Consider the following 21,462-nt stretch of genomic DNA (forward strand, 5'->3'; position numbering starts at 1 on the left):
CTAGACTTCACCTAAACTGGATCATCAATGTAGGGCTCGAGGGCTGAGCGTAGGCCGCAATAAAGCCTCAGAGACCCATGGGAGGCCTGTAGGAGCGGCGGCTGGGGGCCCCGACGCCCCTGCGTATCTCCACATCTATCCTGGCGTCCATCATAGAGCTCTTGGCCTTGAGCTCCTGTATGGAGCTCTCCACTATGTCCTGCAGCCCCTTGGGGGTGCCAACCTTTTCTAAGGCCTCCTTGCCTGAGGAGCTCACGACGAGCTTCTTATACCTGGGCTCCGCCTCAAGTAGGCCAACGTACAGCAGCGCTACAATGTCATTCTTTAACGCAGGGCTATAGGGGTCCTGGCCCACCTTGAAGAACTGGTAGCCCAGGTCAAAGCCCTTCTGCTGGACCTCGTTGACTACCATGTGAAGGGTCCTCTCATGTATGGGGCCCAGCCTGCTGACGAGGTACACCAGTGACATGAGCTTAGGGTTCTGGAGCACCTTGTCCTTGGTGACCACCTGGGTAGGCGTTATCCTGAGCTCCTTGGCGGACCCTGCCTTCTCGTCAATGGAGGCCTCCTTAAGCCTTGGCTGCTTTCTACCTCCCATAACCTCTCACCTAACAGGCTCACCTGTCTAGGGCTTCCAGGCCCTTAAAAAGTGATGCTCAATGGTTAACTCCATGGGCCTTTGCGTTGACATAATCAGAACATATAAATCTTTACAGGAGGCTCACTCGCGGGGGGTAGCATGCCCAAAGGCTTAGCTATCCTGCTAGCATCATTGTTGATAATAGCACTGCTAGCCGCCGCGTCATCCTCAACAGCGAGGGCCCAGCAGATCTCGTGGAGCAGGAGCACCTGGATATTATTGCCGGCAGTGGAGGGCACCAGCGGGGTGGTGACGAACACCACAATAACGCTCTCCTACCCGGGTAGCGGTCAGGTCACCGTAAGTGACAACACTGGACCCGCACAGCCGTCAACGCTGTACAGCATGGAGACTGCATTCATGGTGGCCATGACTTATGCTGGCCTTAACTGGAGGTACTATAACCTTAACGTCCACATAAATGTAAGCGGCCAGATATCGGGGCCTAGCGGCAGCTTTGGAGTGATGCTTGCGGTTTACACCCTAGCTACGGGCCTCAACGACACGTACCTTCACAGGTTCGCTATAACTGGCGCGGTGTCACCGTCAGGGCTCTCGGGCCCCATAGGAGGTCTTCCCTACAAGTGCGAGGCCGCGAGCAGCCATAACCTTGGAATAGTATACCCGGTGGGGAACCTTGAGACAGGCATAACGTCATGCAACGACACGGAGCAGGTGCCAGTGGCCGGCATAGTAGAGGCCCTAGTTAAGGTGCTTCATTCTTATAGGTTCAATGTAACGCTAAGTGTGGAGCCCCTGCCCATGTTTAACTCGGTGATGGAGAACGTAGCCACGGGCTTCATTAACGAGACTAGCTCGCTCCTACATAGCGTGAACCTGTTTGACGAGCCGCAGCCCATTCAGGGTGAAGTGGAAAGTTACATAAATGGCAGTGAGCAGGACATAGGTCTAGCCGAGAAGTTCCTCAAGACGCTCCCGTACGCGGCTGCCAGCTACGCGTTCACGGCTTACATTAACGCCCTGGCAGCTAACTACACGGTTTGGGCCTACAGGGCCTACCAGTCAGGGGAGGGGCTTTCACAGTTCTTCTCCTCGCAGTCGAGCGCCATAACCTCTGACGCCGAGAGCCTAATAGCTCAGGCGGTAGCTTATACTAACAGCTCCAATGGGCTTGCATATGACGAGCTCGCGGCGACAGCCTTTGCAAGGCTAGCAGACTCCATATATTATGCGAGCTACGCCTCAAGCATATCCCAGGAGGTAAACGTCAGCACAGCCTACCTGCCGGCCTACTACCTTGGGGTAGCTAAGGCAAGGATACAGAGCGCCATAGGTTGGCTGCTAGCTGCGAACGCGACCAGGGACACGGGACCCCTGGTGTCTCCTCAGTTCGTGGCCTCGACAGCAGGCTCTGTGGGAGCCTTCACGGACACGGCAATAAAGTATGCCGACTCCTTGATAAGCTACTACGTACAGGAGTTTGAGAGCGTGGGGGACTTAGCAGACGCCCAGGTGCTGCAGTCCATGGAGAATGACCTAAACTTCCTCGTCAGCGAAGGGGACCACATGCTCTCGCAGGGCTACTACCTGGCTGCCATAGGAGTCTATGAGGACGCCCTCACTAACGCCCTTAACGTCATATTCATAGAGACGCAGAGCTTCTCGAACCCAGCAGTTATTAATGCGTACGCGAAGGAGCTTGAGATGGAGTACTCGCTGTTAGGCTCAGTGCTGTCCATGAGGGGGCTCAGCAGCTCACTTGACGCCTCATACATGAATTACGCCGTCACATTGATGCCCTCAGATCCGCAGGACGCTATCTATATAATGGAAAGCGCTGTGGTCGACGAGCTTGTGTGGTATATAGGTGCTATAGGTTACAGCAGCGGCGGGCCTCAGGCAGTGAGCGTACAGCAGTCGGGTCCTAGCCTAGGCGTGACGTTAGCCCTTGTCCTGGCCGCCATGGCAGTGGGCGCCATGGCGGTGGCAGCTGTCTCGCTGAGGTCATACAAGAACTATATAAGGGGTCTCAGCCGTCCATGAAGTCAAGCAGGGTTCTCCTGCTGCCCTTAGGTTCTGTAGCCTCCTCAGCGGCCTTCCTGATGTCCTCAGCCAGGTAACCCTTTAGGTCCGGCTTATAGAGGGCTGCCGCAGGGTGATAAGTTGGAATGACAACCAGCTCAACGCCCTCTATGGACGTCCTTACTTTCCTTCCCCTCTCGGCTGTGACTCCCCTCCAGCGCTTTCCTGCGAGGGACATTATTGCGGAACCAGCAGTGTTGCCAAGGGCCACTATAACCTTTGGCCTGACCAGTGATATCTCCTCCCTTAGGAACCCTATGCATGCCGCTACCTCGTCCTCCGTTGGAGTCCTGTTGTTGGGTGGGCGACACTTTACGACATTAGTTATGTAGACATCCTGCCTCCCCAGGCCCGCCTGCTCGAGCAGCGAGTTAAGGAGCTGCCCAGCGGCGCCTACAAATGGCCTTCCCTGCTCATCCTCGTTTTTCCCCGGGGCCTCGCCAACTAGCATGATTTTTGCGTTGAGGTTCCCCTCCCCAGGAACCGCGTTAGTTCTCAGCCTGTGAAGTGGGCATGCCTTGCAGCCCCTCACCCTTTCTGCAATGTCGTCGTAGTGAGCCTTCTTGTCTTCAAGGCTCACTGGGAGGCACCCCAGTTTAAACAAATAATTTCTTGTAGAGGCTAAAGCCAGCGCTGCGGCAGCCTTATCCAATAGTCTTGGCTGCCGCGGCGGTGACCTGCACTAGCTGCTCCTTGCTGGCGTTTGAGAGACTAATCACTATAATGAGGTAAGATGACCTATATGATGCATATACGAAGGTTATGTTATATATCGGCGTGTAGGGCTGAACTACAACGTAGGTTATGCCGTCAGTGGCTTGGGGCGCGATGTTAAAGTGATCCTCGACGGCACTCATGGTCCAGTTTATCTGAGTGGAGTTGGTCGCCCTGAAAACCTCTATTCCAAGTTGGTAGGTCACGTTGGGCGATACCTTGTAATAGTAGAAGTACCCCGTGACCCAGAGGGGGTAGCCGCCGTTGGCCTGGCCTGTTGGGCCTATAAGTTCAAGTCCATTGCTTAGGTTTAGGACCCTGCTGGTGCCGTTGAGGTATGCAACATCCAGCTGGCCCTTCTTCAGGTTCACAACGGCTGCAAAGGAGGTGTTGCTTAACATCGTCCAATTGCCTCCCAGGAGCGAGGAGAGCTCACTCGAGTTGACGGCTCCAGGCCTAGCTGCAACCAGTTGCCCTAGGCTGATGCTGCCTGACTGCTGCACTGCTGGTCGTCTTACAACAATGAAGTAGTAGAGGCTACCAATGACAGCAACTGCTATTACTGCGACGGCCACAGCCACCTTCAAGTTCAAGTCCATCACGTCACAAGTTACCTTGCACGCGGCGTTTTTATGCTGATCTGAGAGATATGGCTCTCTGGCGCAGCAATTCCAACAAGGCCCAGCGGCCAGGCTTATGCAATTATGATTATAATAGGTTTAAGCCTTAGCGCATGAAGTGGAAAGAACTTAAGGATAAGAAAAGAAAGAGAAAGAAGTGGAGGATATCGTACCCCAAGCTAGAGCTCTCAGCTTACCGTTACCTCGACCTGGAACGTTATACCGTAGGCCGAGTCCTGTCCATCAACGTCATAAACTCTAACTATGTAGTTACCAGGGCTCACGTGCATGGGCATCTGAAGAATAACCGTTGAATTCTGCCCTAGGGGAACTTCAAGGGCAAAGCCTGTGGAGTGCGTTAGGTGGCCCGGTAGGTCATACCTATTAGTTATGTCGCTTGAGGGTATGTGAGCCAGCTGGCTCTCATTCCACTGGTACAGCACCGTGCCGTTAGGGTAGAGCACCTGCACAAGCGATATGAAGCCGCCGTAGGTGTCAGGCCCCGCCACCCTGGCTATCTGGAGGAATAGGGTGCCATTCTCATAAAGTCTGGTCCCATAGAGCTCATAGGCTGGGGTCTTGGAGTAGTTTACTAAGTGGCTCAGGCCTCCAAAGTTTATCTGGTACATAGCTAGGGTGACTCCAGTAACGAATATGAATGCTACCACTGCTATGGCTTCCATGACCTTAGGCGAGAAGCTCATGAGGCTCACCCCTCACCACAGGGGTATGTACACCTTCCCTATCTTCAGGCCCTGCGGGAACCTGCTTGAGAGCAGCTGGTCCAGCGAGAGCCACCTGCTTCCGGTGAAGATGAACATGAAGGCCGCGGCGCCCTCAACTACTGCTATCTGCCACTCGTCAACGCATGTGGGCCCTAGCCAGCCTGCCCCCAGCCCTATGCCCCACGAGAGCAAGGCGAGCACGAGGCCAGAGAGCCTGGTGAGCAGGCCAAGCATCATCAGGAGGCCGAAGAGGGCCTCCATAGCCGTAAAGAAGATCAGGAACTCGTAGAGGAGGGCTGGGTGTAGGAGCACGTACTCAAGGGTCCCCCTTATGGGCGCCCATGCGTGGGGCAGGAAGGTTATCAGCTTGCCTCCAACGTAGGCCGAGGAATGTGGGTTCAGCTTGTCCGGGACGTTTATGGTTCTCCTTACGAAGGCTGAGAAGAACATGAAGCCGAGGGTCACGCGAAGTATAGGAAGGTACATTTGTGTGGTCTCAACACTTCTGCTCATATATCTCACAAAACTTTCAAGATAGGCAGCGATGTTTAAACGTTTTTAACAAGTAATTAAATATATCAATTAAGTTCATATAAATTACTTTATAACTATTTTATAGTTTAATAAAACCGAAGTTGCGGCGATCCCTTATGAAGGGCCCTTGGCGGCCAATCTTTCATGGCTGTAAGGAGGAGGTGGTGGGGCCGCCGGGATTTGAACCCGGGATCACGAGGGCCCAAGCCTCGCATCTTACCAAGCTGGACTACGGCCCCATGGTGGGTGTATTCTCCCCATACATTTAAGCTTTAGGACTCAGGCCCCGAGGGCCCTCATGACGCCGGGGGTGGGATTTGAACCCACGCACCCTTGCGGGTAACGGGTCTCGAGCCCGTCGCCTTGGACCGCTCGGCCACCCCGGCTCACGCACTAACTTGTCACGAGGCCCTTTTATCGCTTCCACTAGCACTGCTTGAGTTGGCGAAGCTAAGTTGACTGTGATGAAGTTCATTAAGTTACTTTAAGGCCTCCAAGGAAGTATGACGTGAGGTAGGGCAAGATGGTCAGCAGGAAGGCCTTCGCCCAGGCGATAAGGATGCTCACGTCGAATAACGTTAAGTTCACGCTGATAGGGGGCAGCGTCATAGCCATAGCGGTGGGTGCCAGCGACTTAGGTGATGACATAGACCTCTTCGCGGAGTCCCCCAACGTAATAGATAATGAGGACGCATACCGCGCTATGGCCGAGGCCAACTCATGGGATTACGGACAGACGTGGCTTGGCACCCCGAGAATAACCATGCTCGTGGAGGGTGAGGAGGTACCAGTGGAGTTCTACGACAACCTTTATGACTTCTACGTGCCAGAGGACTTCATATCAAGCGCGAGGAGAGTTGAGGTGGAGGGCATCAAGGTTAAGTCCATAGGTGTGGAGCACTACCTGGTGCTTAAGGCCAGGGCGGGAAGGGAGCAGGACGAGGACGCCCTGAAGGAAATAGGAAGCCTAGTGAAGGGAGGCAGGCTAAGGGTAGACAGGGGTAGGGTTGAGGAGCTTGCAGGCGAGTTCGACGAAAGGCAAGTGATACTTAGAAGACTTCGTGAGCACGGCATAATTTAGCGCTAAATGACTGCTTGAGCTAATATTCCCTAGCAGGCCAGGGCTAGTGGGTGCTGCACGTGAAGAGGCTAGCCAAGATAATGGTTACCATGGGCCCCTCTACGCTGGACTACGCCATAGTCAGGAGGATGATGTCAGCGGGAGCTGATGGCTTCAGGATAAACATGAGCCACGGCGATGAGAAGCAGTGGGCAACGTTCCTTGAGCTCATAGACAAGGCCTCCCAGGAGCTTGGCGTTTACGTGGCCAAGGTCGCAGACCTTGAGGGCCCGAGGGTCAGGCTTGGCGAGTTTCAGGGAATGGACATAGCTCCAGGGCAACAGGTCAGGTTCAAGTATAAGGACACCCAAGGTGACGGCGTGCCAGTTGACAACAGGGCCTTCTTTGCGTCCCTTGAGAGGGGCGACAGAGTGCTTGTGGATGATGGCAAGGTCGTGCTCTCGGTGGAGGACGTTGAGAGGGACTCAGCCACGCTCAGGGTGATAAGTGGCCAGAGGCTGGAGCCAAGGAAGGGGGTCGTGCTGGCCGGCAAGGAATATGACCTGCCCCCAGTTACCGAGAAGGACCTGCAGAACATGAAGTTCATAGCGGCCAACGACTTTGATTATGTAATGGCCAGCTTCGTCAGGAGCGCGAGGCACGTGGAGATCATAAGGAAGGCCCTTAGCGACGCTGGGGCCAAGGACGTGAAGCTGTTGGCAAAGATAGAGACTCCGAGCGGGGTCAACAACATAGATTCCATACTTGACGTGGTGGACGGCATAGTTGTGGCTAGGGGGGACCTGGGCATGCACTTCCCGCTAGAGGACATACCGGTGATTCAGAGGAGAATAATAGAGGCCGCCAGGAGGAAGCTGAAGCCAGTTATACTGGCCACGGAGATATTCATGAGCATGATAGAGAGGCCCCTGCCGACTAGGGGCGAGATCTCAGACGTCTATGCAGGCATTGAGGAGGGGGTTGACGGCTTCCTGGTTACCTCAGAGACCTCCATAGGTAAGTACCCTGCCGAGGTCGTCTCATGGCTGAGCAGGGTAATAGAGGAGGCAAACAAGAACGTGAGGCCTAGGCGCGTCGACCAGCTGACATCAAGCCTTGAGAGCAGGATATCAAGAGGGGTGGTTGAGATGGCGCAGAACGTTGGGGCCTCGGTGGTCGTCTACGCTCACGACTTTGACGTGGCCAGGCTGATATCAGCGTTCAGGCCAGGCACCTCAATATACGTGGGCGTGCCCACTGCGCAGCTTGCCAGACAGCTCTCGCTGCTCTGGGCTACGGTGCCCATAGTGGTAGGACCCGCAGACAGCGAGGAGCAGGGGCTTGAGGCCACTGAGAAGGAGCTCGAGAACAGGGGAATAACGGGGCCTGGGAGCCTGCTGGTAGAGCTGTCCTGGACCCCTGACAGGAGCACAGCCGTAGTTAAGGTAAAGCAGGTCTTCTGAGCTACGTCTTTAGCTTGGACAGCACGAAGACTCCGTCCTTGACCTCTAGAACCCTCTTGGAGGTCAGCCTGTCTATTGCCAGCCTCCAGTAGCTGCCGAAGTCCTCAGGTTTAACGCCATACCACTCAACGAAGAGTGACTTAAGCTGATCCTCGCTCAGGCCCTTCTTAGCCCTCTCGTCCTCCCTGAAGATCCTCTCTATGAACTGCGTCAGGTCCTCAAGGCGGGTCCACGGGTACTGGAACCAGGCCCAGTCCTTAACTTCAAGGTAGTAGTAGTCAGGTTTGAACTTGGCCACGGGGCTTATCCACTGCAGGGCCGCAGTCCTCACTTCCTCAGGCTTCCACTCGTTCGCTATGAAGTCCCTTGCCAGGGCAAGAGTTTCACCGGTGTCAACTATATCATCAACTACCAGGATCTTCAGGCCCTTGGCCTCAACTGAGTAGGGGTTCCTTATGATGGCCTTCTGTGAGGCCCTGGCCGCCTCGGTCCAGTGCTGGCTCTGTAGGCTCATAAGGTCGCTTATGCCTAGATAGTCGCACAGGAGTCTGGCGGGCACGTACCCGCCTCTTGCAACCGCCACCACCATGTCAGGAATCCAGTTGGACTCCTCGATCTTCCTGGCAAGCCCAAGGCTCCACTCAACGACCTCGTCCCAGGAGACTAATTTAGTGACCACTTTGGGCACAGCTATCCCCACTGGAGCCATTTGACTGCATTTAAAAATATATCGGGAGCTACGCTTTTGTGGGCCGGGGGAAGTCTATGAGGAAGGTAATAGCCGTTGACATAGGCGCCACTAACCTGCGCGTTGCCCTGTTTGATGGTGATAGGCCTGTTACGGTAAGAAAGACTCAGACGCCCAAGACCAGCGGCAGCGACCTAGTTAAGACAATAATATCATTGATAGGTGAAGTGAGCGGGGGCTCCGACTTTGAGGCTATAGGCGTGGCCTCCATAGGGCCCCTTAACCTAAGGGAGGGGACCCTCCTTTGGGCGCCCAACCTAGGCTATGGTAACGTTAACATAAGGGACTCGCTTGGCAAGGAGTTTCAGAGGCCCGTTTACCTAACCAACGACGCCCTGGCGGGGGCCTGGGCGGAGAAGGTCCTCGGGGCTGGCAAGGAGCTTGACGACCTAGCTTACGTTACCATGAGCACTGGGCTAGGGGTGGGCGCTGTAGTGGACGGCAACCTTATAGTTGGAAGAAGGGGCAACGCGCACGAGCTAGGGCACAGCGTGGTTAACTTCGAGTCCGAGCTCAGGTGCGGCTGCGGTGGCAATGGCCACTGGGAGGCCTACGTTGGGGGGAGGAACATACCTAGGACTGCCCAGTACTTGACTTCAAGGTGGTCAGGCCCCCGCACTAAGGCATTTGAGCTTGCCTCTAAGGGTGAGCTCAGCCCAGAGGCCCTTTACTCCATGGCTAGGCAGGGTGACGAGTTTGCGCGATACGCTGTGAGCTTCATAAACAGGGTTCACGCAGCAGGCATGATGAACATAGTGGCGGCTTACGACCCTGAGGTCATATTCATAGGGGGCAGTATATATCTATACAACGAGGATCTAATAAAGGGTGAGCTTATGGAATTCATGAAAGAGTACGTGGGCGTCTTCGGGGTGCCTAGAATAGAGAGGTGCACCTTTGGAGATGACGAAGTTCTTTACGGCGCCGCTGCCACGGCAATAACGCCGCCGCAGGCAATAGCTAGGAACGCCTATAGGCCAAAGTAGAAGCACTTTTATTAGCTCCCCTAAATAGCTGGATAGGGTATCCAGTGAAGGAATTAAGGAAGTCGTCTGTTCCCGGTTACATGATATTTGCCCAGTCGCTAAGCTCAATAGCCCCTCTCAGCTCGACGGCCGCCCTGTTGACAATAGTCATGGCTCAGTCGCTCGCGTCAGCCCCATTGGCCGCCCTGCTCGGCGTGGCCATGTATGGGATCTGGGTGGCCATAGGTTACAGCTACTCTAAGGCTATAGCGTCCTACGGCGGCACCTACGAGTTCGCCAGAAGGTCCGCAGGGGAAAGCATAGCCAGGGCAGTCGGCTGGACTTACTGGCTCAGCTATACTATCTACATCTCCGCAATTTCGTCGTACTTTGCCGGCGCGGTGCTCCCCATGTTGATTCCTGCGTCAAGGACTCTCGTAGAGCTTGCTGCGGTGCTGGTGCCCCTGGTCGTGGCAGGGCTCGCAATAGCTGGCACGACAGCTCCTTTGAGCGTCACGCTCTTCACTTCAACGGCTGAGATAGCGGTGATAGCGTCCCTTGGCGTGTTAGTGCTAATGCACACTGGGCTGAGGCCCCTCAGCCTCACGGTCACTCCCCAGGAGCTCTTCGCGGGCTCCATGGCTGCGGCCTTCACTGTAGCAGGAGGCGGAGCCTCGTTCTTCATGGGGTATGAGGCTAGGAGAGGGTCGAGGGACGTGAGCCTCTCGTTTCTTGCTGCTTTCATGGTAGGCGCGGCTGCCATATCATTTGCGGCATACTATGAAGTCGCCGCTGCAGGCTTCACGAACAGCGGGGTCTCCTCGATGCTGGCGGAGACCCAGTACCCGGGCCTCTGGGTTGCTGAGAGGTTCGTCGGGGGCTGGTTCCCCTATATCTACGCGGCGCTCACCTTGAGCAGCCTCTTTGGTACGTTGGTGGCCGCCTTCATGGCAGTGCAGAGGCTGACCTATGCATTAACCGGCGTTAGGGTGGACAGGTCAGCGCTGCTAGTGTTGGCCGTGGTTGTAGGGGTCAACCTTGTTGGAATGGCGGTAGGAACCCTGAACGTCTACTTCTACTCAGTGATAATTTCGCTAACGGCGCTGTTCGCGTCACATTCAGTAATATCACTGCTTTACGCGGCGTTCTCGCGCAAGTACCTAAACAGCGCAGTGAGAGGGCTGCCGCTGGCTGTAGGGGGAGCAGCGCTAATGATTGCAGGGCTCTACTATGAGGTAATTTCCCAGGGCCTTGTGACAGCCCTGGTCGGGGTTATGCCCACTATATGCGTGGCAGCCGCCGCAGGCCTCAGCGGGACGGCCCTTAGGGCTTTATATAGGCGTAGCCCTCCTTCTCAAGCTCAACTATCCTCTTGACGCCCGAGTCCACGACCTCAACGCCGTCAACGAGGTCCTCCTTCTTAACCCCAAGCGACCGAAGCGATATTGAGCACACAAAGAACTTTACGCCCATGCTGAGCAGCTCGTTTATCTGCTCCCTGGTGTAGTCGTCTAGGGATCCCTTAAGTAATGTCAAGGGCCCTCTGACGTTGAATACAAATGCAACCTCGGCGTTCTTCTCGCCGACACTGTCAAGTAGGTTATAGGCGTTCCTCAGCGCGGCCATTAACTTCTCACGTGAGTCCTCGTCAACATGTATAATTGCCTTGTACTCAGCGCTCACCGTTGGTCCCAGTGGCGGGGCTCTGCCGAAAATTTAAGCAGGCGGCAGGAGCTGGGCCTCCTCACATTTTGGCTTAGCCGCCCCTGGATCCTTTGCTCTAAGGCTCCCACAATGGTACCTGTCAGCTGTTGACGGCAAATATCTTACTTCTTTTAAGTGTTAACTGTCACTATGTAGCGCTTGGGAGAGGACTTGAACGAGACCGAAAGCTGCTCCACGTGCGCCTACTGGAGGCCGCACGTAGTTTACCCCTTCGTGGGCCTTTGTACTGCCTGGGGCAAGCTTACCATGGACGATGATGGCTGTGAAAGGCACGCCGAGCTTAAGATAGACCCTAGCTCGTTCTACTGGGTGCCAGAGCTCAGGACAAGGGTTAGCGGGGAGGAAGCGATGCTGCTGGTCAAGGAGGGCGTAAAGGTTTACGTTGCTGCATATGTTGACCCTGACGTCAGGGAGGAGATCTACGGGGCCTTTTAAAGGCCCCAACGTAAGCTTTAAGGTCAAACTTATAGGTAATTTGATCTCGCTTAATAAGTCCTGCTAGGGCAACAGAGCGCGGTGTGGGGGTGCTGCTGAGATTGAGCGAAGCAGTAGACATTGACGTCATGATAGGGGGGCCCCAGGGAGGCGGCATAGAGTCCTCAGGGCAGATGATGCTCAGGGTCTTCATGCTTAAGGGATATGACGTCTTCGGTATAAGGGAGTACCACAGCGACATAATTGGGGCCCACAGTTATTATAATGTAAGGGTGAAGGCATCAAGGCCTAGGAGCGTCAGGCTTCCTGCCGACGCGCTGTTGGCTCTCGATGCCGAGGCTATATTTACGCACTATAATGAGCTGAAGGAGGGCAGCTACCTAATATATGACCTCGACTCCCTGCAGACCAGGATAGAGAAGATAGCTCCAATGGAGCCTGAGGTCAAGGAGAGGGTCATAGCCGACCTCAAGTCTAAGGGAGTAGAGCCAATAGCATCTGAGCTGGTTAAGTACCTCTCCAAGAACGGCATAAAGACTATAGGGCTTCCGTTAAAGGACCTGCTGAAGCAGACCGCGGACAGGCTTAAGACGACCGTGGTAAGCGTCTCGAAGACAGTTAACACAATGACGATAACCGCCCTGGCCACGGTGCTGGGCATAGACCTTACTGCTGTCGAGAAGTCCATAAACCTCTACTTCTCAGGAAGAAAGAGCATCATCGACTCTAACGTGGAGGCGGCCAGGGTGACTTATGATTACGTCAAGAATAACTTCGGCATCTCCAAGGAGCTTCCAGATGGGCCCCATAAGGGCAAGGTAAGAATGATAGCCACGGGCAACGACATAGTTGCCATGGCCAAAATAGTGGGCGGCGTTGGACTTGAGACTTACTACCCAATAACGCCAAGCCAGGACGAGGCGTTCTACATGGAGTCCCACAGGGTGTTCGACCTTGACGAGGAGGCAAGCAAGGCCCTTGGGACCAGCAAGATGAACTCGCTGACCCTTCAGGCTGAGGATGAGCTCGCAGCGCTCAACATGGCCATAGGCGGAGCCATAGCAGGCGCCAGGGTAGCCACCACCACGAGCGGCCCCGGCCTCTCGCTTATGAATGAAGCCATAAGCTTTGCGGTGATGGCCGAGGCGCCAGTTGTCATAAGTGACTGGATGAGGACTGGGCCTTCAACTGGGATAGCTACCAGGCAGGGCCAGCAGGATCTCCTGCATGCCATATTTGCTGGCCACGGCGAGGCGTGGCCTAAGATAGTGATCGCCAGCGGCGACCACCTGGAGGCCTACTACGACACAATAAAGGCCCTCAACTGGGCTGAGCAGTTCCAGGTCCCAGTAATTCACCTGCTAGACAAGTACATGGCGGCAAGCATGATGAGCTTTGATAGGGAGGACGTAGATCCATACAAGGTGCCCCTCACTAGGGGCAACTACGTGGTGAACCCTGGTCCTGACTACAAGAGGTATGAGATAACTGAGGATGGCATAAGCCCAAGGGCCCCGCTCGGCACCGTGAGGTTCCTTGTCTCGAGCCTGGAGCACAACGAGTACGGCATCGTGACCGAGGACCCAGTGACTAGGGAGAAGATGATGCTGAAGAGGATAAAGAAGATGGAGACTATAGAGAAGGGCATACCCGACTCAGAGAAGGCGGTACTTTACGGCGACCCAGACGCCAAGATAACTATAGTGTCCTGGGGGTCCACCAAGGGGCCGATACTGGACGCCATGGAGAGGCTCAAGGCTGATGGCCTCAGGGTCAGGTTCCTCCAGATAAAGACGTTCCTACCGTTCCCAACGGAGGTCGTGAAGGGCATCATAGGCTCTTCAGACGATGTCATAGCTGTCGAGAACAACGCCTTTGGCCAGATGGTCATGGCTATAAGGATGTTCACAGGGCTTGACATAAAGAAGAGGGTCGCAAAGCTCAACAGCAGGAGCCTCATGGAGCAGGAGGTTTATAATGGAATTAAGAAGGCGCTCGGAATGAAGGAGGGCCTGGTGGTGGTGAGCGATGGCTCGTAGCTGGATGGACTATAAGACGGACGCGTGGGTCCAGTGGTGCCCTGCCTGCGGCAACTTCGGCATACTGACCGCCCTGCAGAGGGCGCTAGCGGAGCTTGACCTGCCGAACGAGAAGGTCACCATAGTCTCAGGCATAGGGTGCTCCAGCAGGATGCCATATTACGTTAAGACGTCAAACGTGCACACCCTTCACGGCAGGCCCATACCTGTGGCCCAGGGCATAAAGCTCGCCAACCCAGACCAGGTGGTTATAGTGGCCTCAGGAGACGGCGACCTCCTGGGAATAGGAGCTGGCCACTTTGTCGCGGTCGGCAGGAGGAACATAGACATAAAGGTGCTGCTTCATGATAACGCTGTCTACGGGCTCACTAAGGGCCAGGCGGCGCCGACGCTGCCGCTTTACGTTAAGACCAAGGCTCTAGGACAGCCCAACATACAGAGCGCTGTTAACCCGCTCATGCTTGCGTTTGCCAGCGGCTACACGTTCATAGCGAGGGCCTACGCTTACCACATAGACCAGCTGAAGGAGATGATAAAGGCTGCCATAAAGCACAAGGGGACCTCGCTCATTGACATACTCCAGCCGTGCCCAACGTACAACGACGTGATGACAAAGGAGTGGTACGAGAAGAGGATATACTACCTGGACAAGGAGGACCCGAGCTGGGACCCCAACATAGAGAAGCCTGAGGACATAAAGAAGATACCGAAGATAGTTGAGAAGATGCTGGAGTGGGACACCAGGATACCGCTGGGCATATTCTACAGGAACACCATGGTGGAGCCTTTCGACGTGAGGATAGAGAAGATAATGCCTGGCTACCTGCAGAATCCGCCAGCAAGGAGAGTGATCGACGTTAACGGAAGAGCCTTGACGAACCCGTTTGACGCGTTTAAGGACAGGCTCGTGCCTACTTGAGCTTTAGGTTTAAGTTCCCCCTTCTTTTCCTTACTTCCCCTCATGTACGCCAGGGACGAGGGCTGAGCTTACAATAAGAGTGACCGAGGCCGCTAGCACTGCCATGATAAGCCCCCTGCCGGAGCTAGGAAGAGTCACAAGGAATGGGGCCAGCCCCCCTATTATCCTTCCAAGCAGAAGTGACAGGTTAACGGCTATGCCCTCGCTGCTTTCTGGGAATATCTCAGTTATCCACGCGCCTGCTGCCGAGAAGAAGCCGCCGGCGGCCACCGCAGCTATGTAAGCTATTGCAAACACCGCCCTGTCACTGGTCAGGGCTATCATAAGGGCGCCCGCGGCCACGCCTATGATGCCCGCGAGCGCCAGCGGAAGCCTCCTCCCAACCCTATCTGAAATGACGCCCATTCCTACATATGATATTATGCCGACTACGCTGGCAGCGCTTATAATTACTGACGCTAGGGGTTCGCCTATGTTAGCTAGTGAAAGCGTATATGTTGGGTATGTGAGTAGTGGAACTGTTAGCACAAAGTACGACGCCATTACGATAGATGAGAAGAGAAGGGGGCCTGCGGGGACTCTTGAAATCCTGAAGGAGGCCCTTCGCTCCCTTTGAGGGAACTCCGATGCCGCCAGAAGCGCGGCAGAGAGCGCGTTAACCATGGAGAGGAGCAGGAATGTTAATCTCCAGCCGGAGGCTCCAAGCGATGCGTAGATGCCAGACATTACCATGGCTCCTATGAAGTACAGGCTCTCGAGCACGCCGATTATAGTTCCAGACTTAGATGGATGAAGGCCTGCAGCCACGTAGTAGGCTATTCCGTTGTTTGAGTTGGCGCCCACGCCGACCAGGGACCACGCTACGTACAGGCGCCAGAGGCACCTTGAGGTTGAGGCAAGCAGGAGGCCAAGGGCAAGGAGGGATGATGACATAACCATCACTGGCCTGTCACCCAGTAGGTCTGCAAGCCTGCCGAGGAGCACGGAAGCTATCGCACCGACCTCCCACGAGAGCAGTATGGCCACTGAGACCTCGCTTATGCTGGCCCTCAGGGACAGCGCCACGCCCTTTATATCATAGCCCAGCGACAGGACTGATACCGCAGCCCACAGGAACGAGAGCGACACAGACGTTGTAGTCATAAGTCTATGCCGCAAAGTCCTTTCCCCGCGCCTGGAGGTCCAGGACATAAGAATTAATAATCGTGTAGGACTATATAGACATTGAAGCGCAGATGATTAGGAACCCTAAGGCAAAGGGTACGAGGGCTGAGAACGAGCTTGCCGACATGCTCTGGGAAAGAGGGTTCGCTGTGGTCAGGGGGCCTGCCAGCGGGGGAGGGACTAAGAGGAGATTTCAGCCTGACCTGGTGGCCGTCAAGGACGGTAAGGTTTTAGTCATCGAAGTTAAGTCCAGGTCGGGCTCAGGCCCTCTTTACATAGAGGCGGAGCAGGTTGTAGGCCTGGCGGAGTTCGCAAGAAGGGCGGGAGGGCTGGCCCTGATAGCGTTCAGAGCCAGGGGAGGCGAGTGGAGGTTCCACACGGTTGAGTCCCTAAGGCCCACGGGCTCCAGCTTTGCTGTGGACGACCCAGCGAGCGGCATGAGGCTCAGGGACGTCGAGGAGCTGCTAGAAAGGAAGCATAAGGACCTCTCAACATACCTTAGGCTGGACTCTAACTCTCCAAGTCTTGGCAAGTTAGATACGACTGACCTCTAACTCTCTTATTGAGCCTCACGTACAGTTTAGCGCGGACGGAGGTAGGTTCAGTTTGTCCAAGCAGGTGGAGTGCCAGTACGAAGAGGGCCCGCTTGGCAGAAGGATCGTGGTTCCAAAGGGCCTTGACAATGTAATAGTTGACACTACTAACATAAGCGGCGTCGACCCTACGGGCAAGGCCACTATATACCGCGGCTACACCATAGATGACATAGGCGCAAACGCAGACTTCTACGAGGCCGCTTACCTCATACACTACGGGCACCTGCCAAACCAGAAGGAGTATGACGAGTTCAGGAAGAAGCTTGACAGCTACAGGGCCGAGATACCTGAGAAGCTAATAGACGCGCTGAAGCTGGTCCCTGCAACTCACCCGATGTACTACGCTCAGTATGCCTACAACCTGCTGGGTCAGTTCTACGCGCCTGAGTGGCCCCAGAAGGCCTCATTCGAGTTCCTAGAGGAGCACGCCATGAGGCTCATAGCGCTGACCCCGTTCATCTTCGCCGCCGCGTGGCACCTGCCGAGGGACGGCGTCCTCTACAGGCCTGACCCAAGCCTGCCTCACGCCAAGGACGCCCTGAGGATGATCCTGGGGAGGATGCCGAGCGACATCGAGGCAAGGGCCTTTGAGGCCACACTGGTCCTCTACATGGATCACGGCTTCAACGCCAGCACCTTCACTGTGAGGGTAGCCGCCAGCACGCTAACGGACATCTACAGCGCCGTGGCCGCCGGCGTAGCCTCGCTCAAGGGACCGCTGCACGGAGGGGCCAACGAGCAGGCTATGAAGATGCTGCTTGAGGCCCAGGCGCAGGCCCAGGCGAAGGGAATACCGCTCGAGGACTACATAGAGCAGTACATAAAGGACAGGCTAGCCAGGAAGGAGCTCATAATGGGCTTCGGCCACAGGGTCTACAAGGTGCACGACCCAAGGACCGATGTAGCCAGGAAGTTCGTGGCCCAGCTGCCTAACGGTGACATGTGGGTTAAGGTTCTCGCCAAGGCAGAGGAGGTCATGAAGAGGGAGAAGAACCTGCCGGCCAACATAGACCTCTACACTGGGGTGCTCTACTACCAGCTCGGCATCCCGATACCGATGTACACGCCAATATTTGCCATGGGCAGGATAGTAGGCTGGACTGCTCACTATATAGAGCAGTTCCTCAACAACAGGTTAATAAGGCCCGATGAGAAGTACGTAGGCCCCACAGGCCTCAAGTACGTCCCCATGAGTGAGAGGAAGTAACTTTATTACTCACTTTTTAACTTTTAAAATGTTTATTTTATATTATATTCCGATTAGTAATTCTCAAGCACCCTTAGGCTTGCCAGAAGTCCAGCAATTATGAAAATGGCAGTTATTGCTATAAGTATCATCCAGTCCTCAAGTATATTGAAGCTGTGAACTCCAAGCAGGTTATATCTAACTATGTCAACAGCATACGTGAGCGGGTTAAACCTTGCAATGTCCCTGAGCCACCACGGCATCTGCTGGAGGGGGAAGAGGGCCGGCGACGCGAACATGAGTGGCAGGTTTATGAGGTTGACTATGGAGAACATTATCTCCTGGTTGTCAACGGTGAAGCCTATGGCCTCAAATATGCTTATGAAGCCCGCCGCCAAGAGGGCTATCGCCGCGCCCGCCTCAACGAAGTTAATGGCGTTCCAGTCAACGCTAAAGCCCAGCGCCACTGCTATTACTAGGAGCACCGTCTCATAGAAGAACGTTCTTATGAGTGTGGCTATCATCTTGGCCAGGAATATGCTGGACCTGGGAGCCGGCGTCATTCTTAGCCTGTTCATGCTCCCTAGCCTCTTTTCAAACACTATATTAACGCCGCCAAAGACGCTTTGGAAGAAGGCAAAGACCACGAACATGCCGGTGGCCAGGTAGGCAAAGTAGTTGGTAGTTCCGAAGAGCCTGAGTAGCGTCTGGTCAACGTACTGCTTAATGATGACAGGGTTGGCCCCCTGTAGACCCGCGGATGAGAACATGTTGACGAAGTTGAGGCTCTTTCCGAAGAGGGCCAGCCACGCGACGGGGGTTATTAACGATATGAAGAAGGTGCCCCTCCTTCCGACCCACTTCTTGAGCTCCCTCTCAACTAGCACGTAGGTCTCCCTCATCATGATCTCACCGCCCTCATGAGCCTCCTGAACTTAAACGCGTCAAATGACTCCTCATCCCTTAGCCCGTGGCCCGTTAGCTCCAGGAAGACCTCCTCTAGGTTAGGCCTCACGACCCTGAGCTCAAGCACGTTGAACTGGGAGAGCTCCTTTATGAGCTGCGGCATTGCCTCTGCGGAGGACTCTACCTTTATTACGACGTAGTTGTCTAGCAGCTTTACGTCACTAAAGCTGCGGGAGAGCTCCTTCATGGCCTTCTCCGTCTCAGCGTCGCTTGAGAACTTTATGTAGATCCTGTCGCCCTTTACCTTGGCCTTCAGCTCCTCAGGCGTGCCCTCGGCCACTATGCGGCCATGGTCTATAATGGCCACCCTGTCGGAAAGCTCCTCGGCCTCCTCCATGTAGTGGGTTGTCAGTATTATAGTGACGTCCTCCTTCTTCAGGGCCCTTACGAGGTCCCATATATGCCTCCTGCTCTGAACGTCAAGCCCAACAGTGGGCTCGTCAAGGAACACCACCTTAGGGTTATGGACTATGCTCATAGCTATCTCGAGCCGCCTCCTCATGCCGCCGCTGTAGTACATTACCCTCCTCTTGGCCGCGTCCTCAAGCTCCATGAACTTGATGGCCTCCCAGGACCTCTCCTCGGCCTCCTTACCTCTGAAGCCGTGAAGTTTAGCCATAAGCAGCACGTTATCGAAGCCTGTAAGTTCATCATCAGCCGTGAGGTCCTGGGGCACAATGCCTATGACTTTCCTGACCTTGACCTTGTCCCTCACTATGCTGTAGCCTTCAATAAGGGCATCGCCCTCTGAGGGCATTCTGAGAGTCGCTAACATGGATATGGTAGTGGTCTTACCAGCTCCATTAGGTCCCAGCAAAGAGTAAATTTCGCCCCTCATAACCTTAAAGTTTATGTGGTCAACCGCCAAGAGGCTGCCATACCTTTTGGTGAGGTTTATGGCCTGTATGCTCACGTCTGACGTATGGGCCACCTAGGCCTTTGATTATCTAAGAGCTTTATATATCTTTATTCTATATTTGTGAATCATAACATTCTCTTCCTAACCCTCTGTGCACTAGCCGCCTGTCATCTCCTGGTAACGTAAAGCAGGGGCACGGTCGCCACGTTGGCGGCGCCCAGGATCAGGGCCTCAGCCAGGAGGCCATTGGAAAGCGCATACCCAGCTAGGGGGAATATCCAGAGGCTGAAGGCCATGTTAGCCATGTTAATGAACGCAAGTGAGAGGGCGCTCTGGTCCCTGCCGTACCTCTCTACAATGTACGCGTAGTAGACGCTGAAGGCTAGGTCAACCAGGAAGCCGTTAATAAAGGAGGCTACCAGGAAAAACGTGAACGATCTGCTGTAAATTAAAAGGTAACTTATGGAGGACACTGCTAAGAGGATGGAGACTAGCAGCCTGCTCCTGGCCCAGCTGATGGGCACCCATACCGCAAGGAAGCCCCCGAGGGCGGCACCAGCGAACATGAGCAGCGTCAGGGACCCAGAGCCGAAGGGGGATGCGCCGAACGAGAGCTGAGCCATGGATGGCAGGAGGAAGCCAAAGGCGTAAGAGGTTCCGAAGGCGCCGGCCCCAGCCGCGCCCACTATCAGGAGGTCAGTCCACGAGCTCTTAGCGCTTGGGCTTGCGTTGGCGGGCCTTCCGTTGAACTTTATCGTCACGGCGCTGGCGACGTCCATAACAATGCCCAGGAGCCCCGCTGTGAGGGTTCCGAGCCTCCATCCCAGGAGGCCGTCCACAACCCCCCAGGCCAGGGCCACAAGGCCCCCTAAGTTAAACGTGGCGTTGTAAAGTCCCATGAGGCTTGCTGACGACGAGTCACTTATGTTCACGAGCACGAAGCCCGCTGGGGCGAAGAAGAGGCCAGTGCCGAGACCAGCTATTAGCCTGAGCGCCACCGCCTCCCAGGTGCTGTCAGCAAAGTATATCATGATGTCCGAGAGCGAGAGTATAGCAAGGCCGATGACAAAAGTGTTCCTTGCCCCTATCCTGGCGGAGAGGGCCACGCTGACCAGCTGCGTTGACGCGGCCCCCGCTATGAAGACCAGCGGCAATACGCCTGAGAGCCAGCTGGGGGCGCCGTACTCTGAGAGCATCTGGAGCATAGCTGGCGCTAGGACGTACCACTGCATCGAGTAAACAAGCCTTGTCAGCAGGAGGATCACTTCTTGCCTCAGCCTGCTCGTGCCTTTTGCGCCCTTTAGGCTAACGCCAACCTTGATGGGTTTATAAGCTTAGGGCCTTTACGTGGAAAGTTACGGGAGCGATAACCACGCTTATTGTCTTCCGCCGGCGAGCTGTCCGGGGTCCCGCTTGAGTGGGAATCGCTTGGCTGGATACGTTATATTTGTTGGAATCTCGCAGTTCGTTCTCTTTATGCTAATAGCCGAGGCCATATACCCAGGGTATAGCGTTTCGAGGAACTACATAAGCGACCTGGGCAATCCAAGGCTAGAGCCCTCCACGCCCCACGCGGTTATTTTCAACACCTCAATAGTGCTGCTGGGCCTTCTGCTAATAGCAGGCGGCGCACTGCTATACCGCTCTGGAAGGGACTTGACCGCTAGGGCGCTCGGAGCCCTGGTGGCTGCCTCAGGCATCGGAGCTGCGGGCGTTGGCCTCTTCCCAGAGGGGTCTCCGCATGGGCTTCACCTAGTCTTCTCACTCGTGACTTTCCTGGCCTCCTCGCTGGCCTCGTACCCGGCGTCATTCTACAGAGGACTTAAGAATCCCCTGTGGGGAATCCTAGGCACTGTAGGCCTTATCGCCTTGGCGCTTTACGTGGGCGGGATATACCTAGGCCTTGGGTGGGGCGGGATGGAGAGGCTCATAGTTTACCCTAACCTGCTCTGGGCCGCGGGCTTCTCAGGAGCGCTGCTGGGCGAGGGAAGAAGCTAGTCGCAGGTAAGGATAAGTAGAAGCTGCTGCACTAAATAACTGGGGACCGCCACGTCTAAGGAG

General features: G+C 55.2%; 22 protein-coding genes and 2 tRNA genes. 11 read left to right on the plus strand and 13 right to left on the minus strand.

Annotated features, from left to right (window positions below; genetic code table 11):
* Nucleotides 1-67: 67 nt before the first annotated feature.
* Nucleotides 68-598: a hypothetical protein gene (locus ACZ5GQ_RS06845; protein ID WP_498856406.1), complete on the minus strand. Its 531-nt coding sequence runs from the start codon at nt 596-598 to the stop codon at nt 68-70.
* Nucleotides 599-739: 141 nt separating this feature from the next.
* Here ACZ5GQ_RS06845 and ACZ5GQ_RS06850 point away from each other — a divergent pair, with 141 nt between their 5' ends.
* Nucleotides 740-2,644: a hypothetical protein gene (locus ACZ5GQ_RS06850; RefSeq protein ID WP_498856407.1), complete on the plus strand. Its 1,905-nt coding sequence runs from the start codon at nt 740-742 to the stop codon at nt 2,642-2,644.
* Here the strand turns inward: ACZ5GQ_RS06850 and udg are convergent.
* The 6 genes from udg to ACZ5GQ_RS06880 all read right to left on the minus strand — a co-directional run bounded on the left by udg (nt 2,631) and on the right by ACZ5GQ_RS06880 (nt 5,662).
* Entirely contained in the window at nt 2,631-3,263 is a 633-nt protein-coding gene (gene udg / locus ACZ5GQ_RS06855; protein WP_498856408.1) for a type-4 uracil-DNA glycosylase, read from the minus strand. The two genes, ACZ5GQ_RS06850 and udg, sit on opposite strands and share 14 nt — an antisense overlap.
* Before the next feature lie 64 nt (nt 3,264-3,327).
* Complete coding sequence (locus ACZ5GQ_RS06860; RefSeq protein ID WP_498856409.1) at nt 3,328-3,990, minus strand: hypothetical protein; 663 nt, start codon at nt 3,988-3,990, stop codon at nt 3,328-3,330.
* 215 nt (nt 3,991-4,205) lie between these two features.
* A complete protein-coding gene (locus ACZ5GQ_RS06865) occupies nt 4,206-4,721 on the minus strand; it encodes a TQO small subunit DoxA domain-containing protein (protein ID WP_498856410.1) in 516 nt (171 codons plus the stop codon).
* Nucleotides 4,722-4,733: 12 nt separating this feature from the next.
* On the minus strand, nt 4,734-5,255 hold the full coding sequence (locus tag ACZ5GQ_RS06870) for a TQO small subunit DoxD (RefSeq protein ID WP_498856411.1): 522 nt from the start codon (nt 5,253-5,255) through the stop codon (nt 4,734-4,736).
* Between the two features lie 183 nt (nt 5,256-5,438).
* Nucleotides 5,439-5,515: transfer RNA gene (locus ACZ5GQ_RS06875), tRNA-Pro, on the minus strand.
* Nucleotides 5,516-5,578: 63 nt separating this feature from the next.
* Nucleotides 5,579-5,662 (minus strand) — tRNA-Ser (locus ACZ5GQ_RS06880).
* 137 nt (nt 5,663-5,799) lie between these two features.
* Between ACZ5GQ_RS06880 and ACZ5GQ_RS06885 the strand changes: the two genes are divergently transcribed.
* Both ACZ5GQ_RS06885 and pyk read left to right on the plus strand, forming a co-directional pair.
* A complete protein-coding gene (locus tag ACZ5GQ_RS06885) occupies nt 5,800-6,357 on the plus strand; it encodes a nucleotidyltransferase (RefSeq protein ID WP_498856412.1) in 558 nt (185 codons plus the stop codon).
* A 50-nt stretch (nt 6,358-6,407) separates the two neighbouring features.
* Complete coding sequence (gene pyk / locus ACZ5GQ_RS06890) at nt 6,408-7,799, plus strand: pyruvate kinase (protein WP_498856413.1); 1,392 nt, start codon at nt 6,408-6,410, stop codon at nt 7,797-7,799.
* Between the two features lies 1 nt (nt 7,800).
* On the opposite strand, the gene ACZ5GQ_RS06895 is transcribed toward pyk, so the two are convergent.
* Nucleotides 7,801-8,487: a phosphoribosyltransferase gene (locus tag ACZ5GQ_RS06895; protein WP_498856414.1), complete on the minus strand. Its 687-nt coding sequence runs from the start codon at nt 8,485-8,487 to the stop codon at nt 7,801-7,803.
* 77 nt (nt 8,488-8,564) lie between these two features.
* Between ACZ5GQ_RS06895 and ACZ5GQ_RS06900 the strand changes: the two genes are divergently transcribed.
* Both ACZ5GQ_RS06900 and ACZ5GQ_RS06905 read left to right on the plus strand, forming a co-directional pair.
* On the plus strand, nt 8,565-9,533 hold the full coding sequence (locus ACZ5GQ_RS06900) for an ROK family protein (protein ID WP_498856415.1): 969 nt from the start codon (nt 8,565-8,567) through the stop codon (nt 9,531-9,533).
* A gap of 44 nt (nt 9,534-9,577) precedes the next feature.
* On the plus strand, nt 9,578-10,888 hold the full coding sequence (locus ACZ5GQ_RS06905) for an APC family permease (protein WP_498856416.1): 1,311 nt from the start codon (nt 9,578-9,580) through the stop codon (nt 10,886-10,888).
* Here the strand turns inward: ACZ5GQ_RS06905 and ACZ5GQ_RS06910 are convergent.
* Nucleotides 10,836-11,195 (minus strand): DsrE family protein, encoded by a 360-nt coding sequence (locus tag ACZ5GQ_RS06910; protein WP_498856417.1) that lies wholly within the window; start codon nt 11,193-11,195, stop codon nt 10,836-10,838. The genes ACZ5GQ_RS06905 and ACZ5GQ_RS06910 overlap by 53 nt on opposite strands.
* Nucleotides 11,196-11,375: 180 nt before the next feature.
* Between ACZ5GQ_RS06910 and ACZ5GQ_RS06915 the strand changes: the two genes are divergently transcribed.
* The 3 genes from ACZ5GQ_RS06915 (at nt 11,376) to ACZ5GQ_RS06925 (ending at nt 14,630) form a co-directional block, all read left to right on the plus strand.
* Nucleotides 11,376-11,672, plus strand: a complete 297-nt coding sequence (locus ACZ5GQ_RS06915) for a hypothetical protein (RefSeq protein ID WP_498856418.1) — start codon at nt 11,376-11,378, stop codon at nt 11,670-11,672.
* A 101-nt stretch (nt 11,673-11,773) separates the two neighbouring features.
* On the plus strand, nt 11,774-13,711 hold the full coding sequence (locus ACZ5GQ_RS06920) for a 2-oxoacid:ferredoxin oxidoreductase subunit alpha (protein ID WP_498856419.1): 1,938 nt from the start codon (nt 11,774-11,776) through the stop codon (nt 13,709-13,711).
* On the plus strand, nt 13,701-14,630 hold the full coding sequence (locus tag ACZ5GQ_RS06925) for a 2-oxoacid:ferredoxin oxidoreductase subunit beta (RefSeq protein ID WP_498856420.1): 930 nt from the start codon (nt 13,701-13,703) through the stop codon (nt 14,628-14,630). Before ACZ5GQ_RS06920 ends, ACZ5GQ_RS06925 begins: the two co-directional genes overlap by 11 nt.
* A gap of 30 nt (nt 14,631-14,660) precedes the next feature.
* Here the strand turns inward: ACZ5GQ_RS06925 and ACZ5GQ_RS06930 are convergent, their stop codons facing one another.
* A complete protein-coding gene (locus tag ACZ5GQ_RS06930; RefSeq protein ID WP_498856421.1) occupies nt 14,661-15,773 on the minus strand; it encodes an MFS transporter in 1,113 nt (370 codons plus the stop codon).
* A 92-nt stretch (nt 15,774-15,865) separates the two neighbouring features.
* Between ACZ5GQ_RS06930 and hjc the strand changes: the two genes are divergently transcribed.
* The gene (gene hjc, locus ACZ5GQ_RS06935; RefSeq protein ID WP_498856422.1) at nt 15,866-16,348 is read left to right on the plus strand and encodes a Holliday junction resolvase Hjc; all 483 of its coding nucleotides are present in this window, start codon (nt 15,866-15,868) and stop codon (nt 16,346-16,348) included.
* Between the two features lie 52 nt (nt 16,349-16,400).
* Complete coding sequence (locus ACZ5GQ_RS06940; RefSeq protein ID WP_498856423.1) at nt 16,401-17,597, plus strand: citrate/2-methylcitrate synthase; 1,197 nt, start codon at nt 16,401-16,403, stop codon at nt 17,595-17,597.
* 53 nt (nt 17,598-17,650) lie between these two features.
* Here the strand turns inward: ACZ5GQ_RS06940 and ACZ5GQ_RS06945 are convergent, their stop codons facing one another.
* The 3 genes from ACZ5GQ_RS06945 to ACZ5GQ_RS06955 form a co-directional block, all read right to left on the minus strand.
* Entirely contained in the window at nt 17,651-18,481 is an 831-nt protein-coding gene (locus tag ACZ5GQ_RS06945) for an ABC transporter permease (protein ID WP_498856424.1), read from the minus strand.
* The gene (locus ACZ5GQ_RS06950; protein WP_498856425.1) at nt 18,478-19,473 is read right to left on the minus strand and encodes a DrrA family ABC transporter ATP-binding protein; all 996 of its coding nucleotides are present in this window, start codon (nt 19,471-19,473) and stop codon (nt 18,478-18,480) included. The genes ACZ5GQ_RS06945 and ACZ5GQ_RS06950 overlap by 4 nt, the downstream gene beginning before the upstream one ends.
* A gap of 95 nt (nt 19,474-19,568) precedes the next feature.
* Nucleotides 19,569-20,666, minus strand: a complete 1,098-nt coding sequence (locus tag ACZ5GQ_RS06955) for an MFS transporter (protein WP_498856426.1) — start codon at nt 20,664-20,666, stop codon at nt 19,569-19,571.
* 163 nt (nt 20,667-20,829) lie between these two features.
* Between ACZ5GQ_RS06955 and ACZ5GQ_RS06960 the strand changes: the two genes are divergently transcribed.
* The gene (locus ACZ5GQ_RS06960) at nt 20,830-21,399 is read left to right on the plus strand and encodes a DUF998 domain-containing protein (protein WP_498856427.1); all 570 of its coding nucleotides are present in this window, start codon (nt 20,830-20,832) and stop codon (nt 21,397-21,399) included.
* The last annotated feature ends 63 nt before the right edge of the window (nt 21,400-21,462 follow it).

The sequence above is a fragment of the Caldococcus noboribetus genome (assembly GCF_055389385.1).

What these genes read in the sequence shown, in the direction of transcription:
- ACZ5GQ_RS06865 (WP_498856410.1), bottom strand. Translation starts at nt 4,721, where the DNA reads ATGAGCTTCTCGCCTAAGGTCATGGAAGCCATAGCAGTGGTAGCATTC.
- ACZ5GQ_RS06900 (WP_498856415.1), top strand. Translation starts at nt 8,565, where the DNA reads ATGAGGAAGGTAATAGCCGTTGACATAGGCGCCACTAACCTGCGCGTT.
- ACZ5GQ_RS06925 (WP_498856420.1), top strand. Translation starts at nt 13,701, where the DNA reads ATGGCTCGTAGCTGGATGGACTATAAGACGGACGCGTGGGTCCAGTGG.
- ACZ5GQ_RS06850 (WP_498856407.1), top strand. Translation starts at nt 740, where the DNA reads ATGCCCAAAGGCTTAGCTATCCTGCTAGCATCATTGTTGATAATAGCA.
- ACZ5GQ_RS06870 (WP_498856411.1), bottom strand. Translation starts at nt 5,255, where the DNA reads ATGAGCAGAAGTGTTGAGACCACACAAATGTACCTTCCTATACTTCGC.
- ACZ5GQ_RS06945 (WP_498856424.1), bottom strand. Translation starts at nt 18,481, where the DNA reads ATGATGAGGGAGACCTACGTGCTAGTTGAGAGGGAGCTCAAGAAGTGG.
- ACZ5GQ_RS06885 (WP_498856412.1), top strand. Translation starts at nt 5,800, where the DNA reads ATGGTCAGCAGGAAGGCCTTCGCCCAGGCGATAAGGATGCTCACGTCG.
- hjc (WP_498856422.1), top strand. Translation starts at nt 15,866, where the DNA reads ATGATTAGGAACCCTAAGGCAAAGGGTACGAGGGCTGAGAACGAGCTT.
- ACZ5GQ_RS06930 (WP_498856421.1), bottom strand. Translation starts at nt 15,773, where the DNA reads ATGACTACAACGTCTGTGTCGCTCTCGTTCCTGTGGGCTGCGGTATCA.
- ACZ5GQ_RS06845 (WP_498856406.1), bottom strand. Translation starts at nt 598, where the DNA reads ATGGGAGGTAGAAAGCAGCCAAGGCTTAAGGAGGCCTCCATTGACGAG.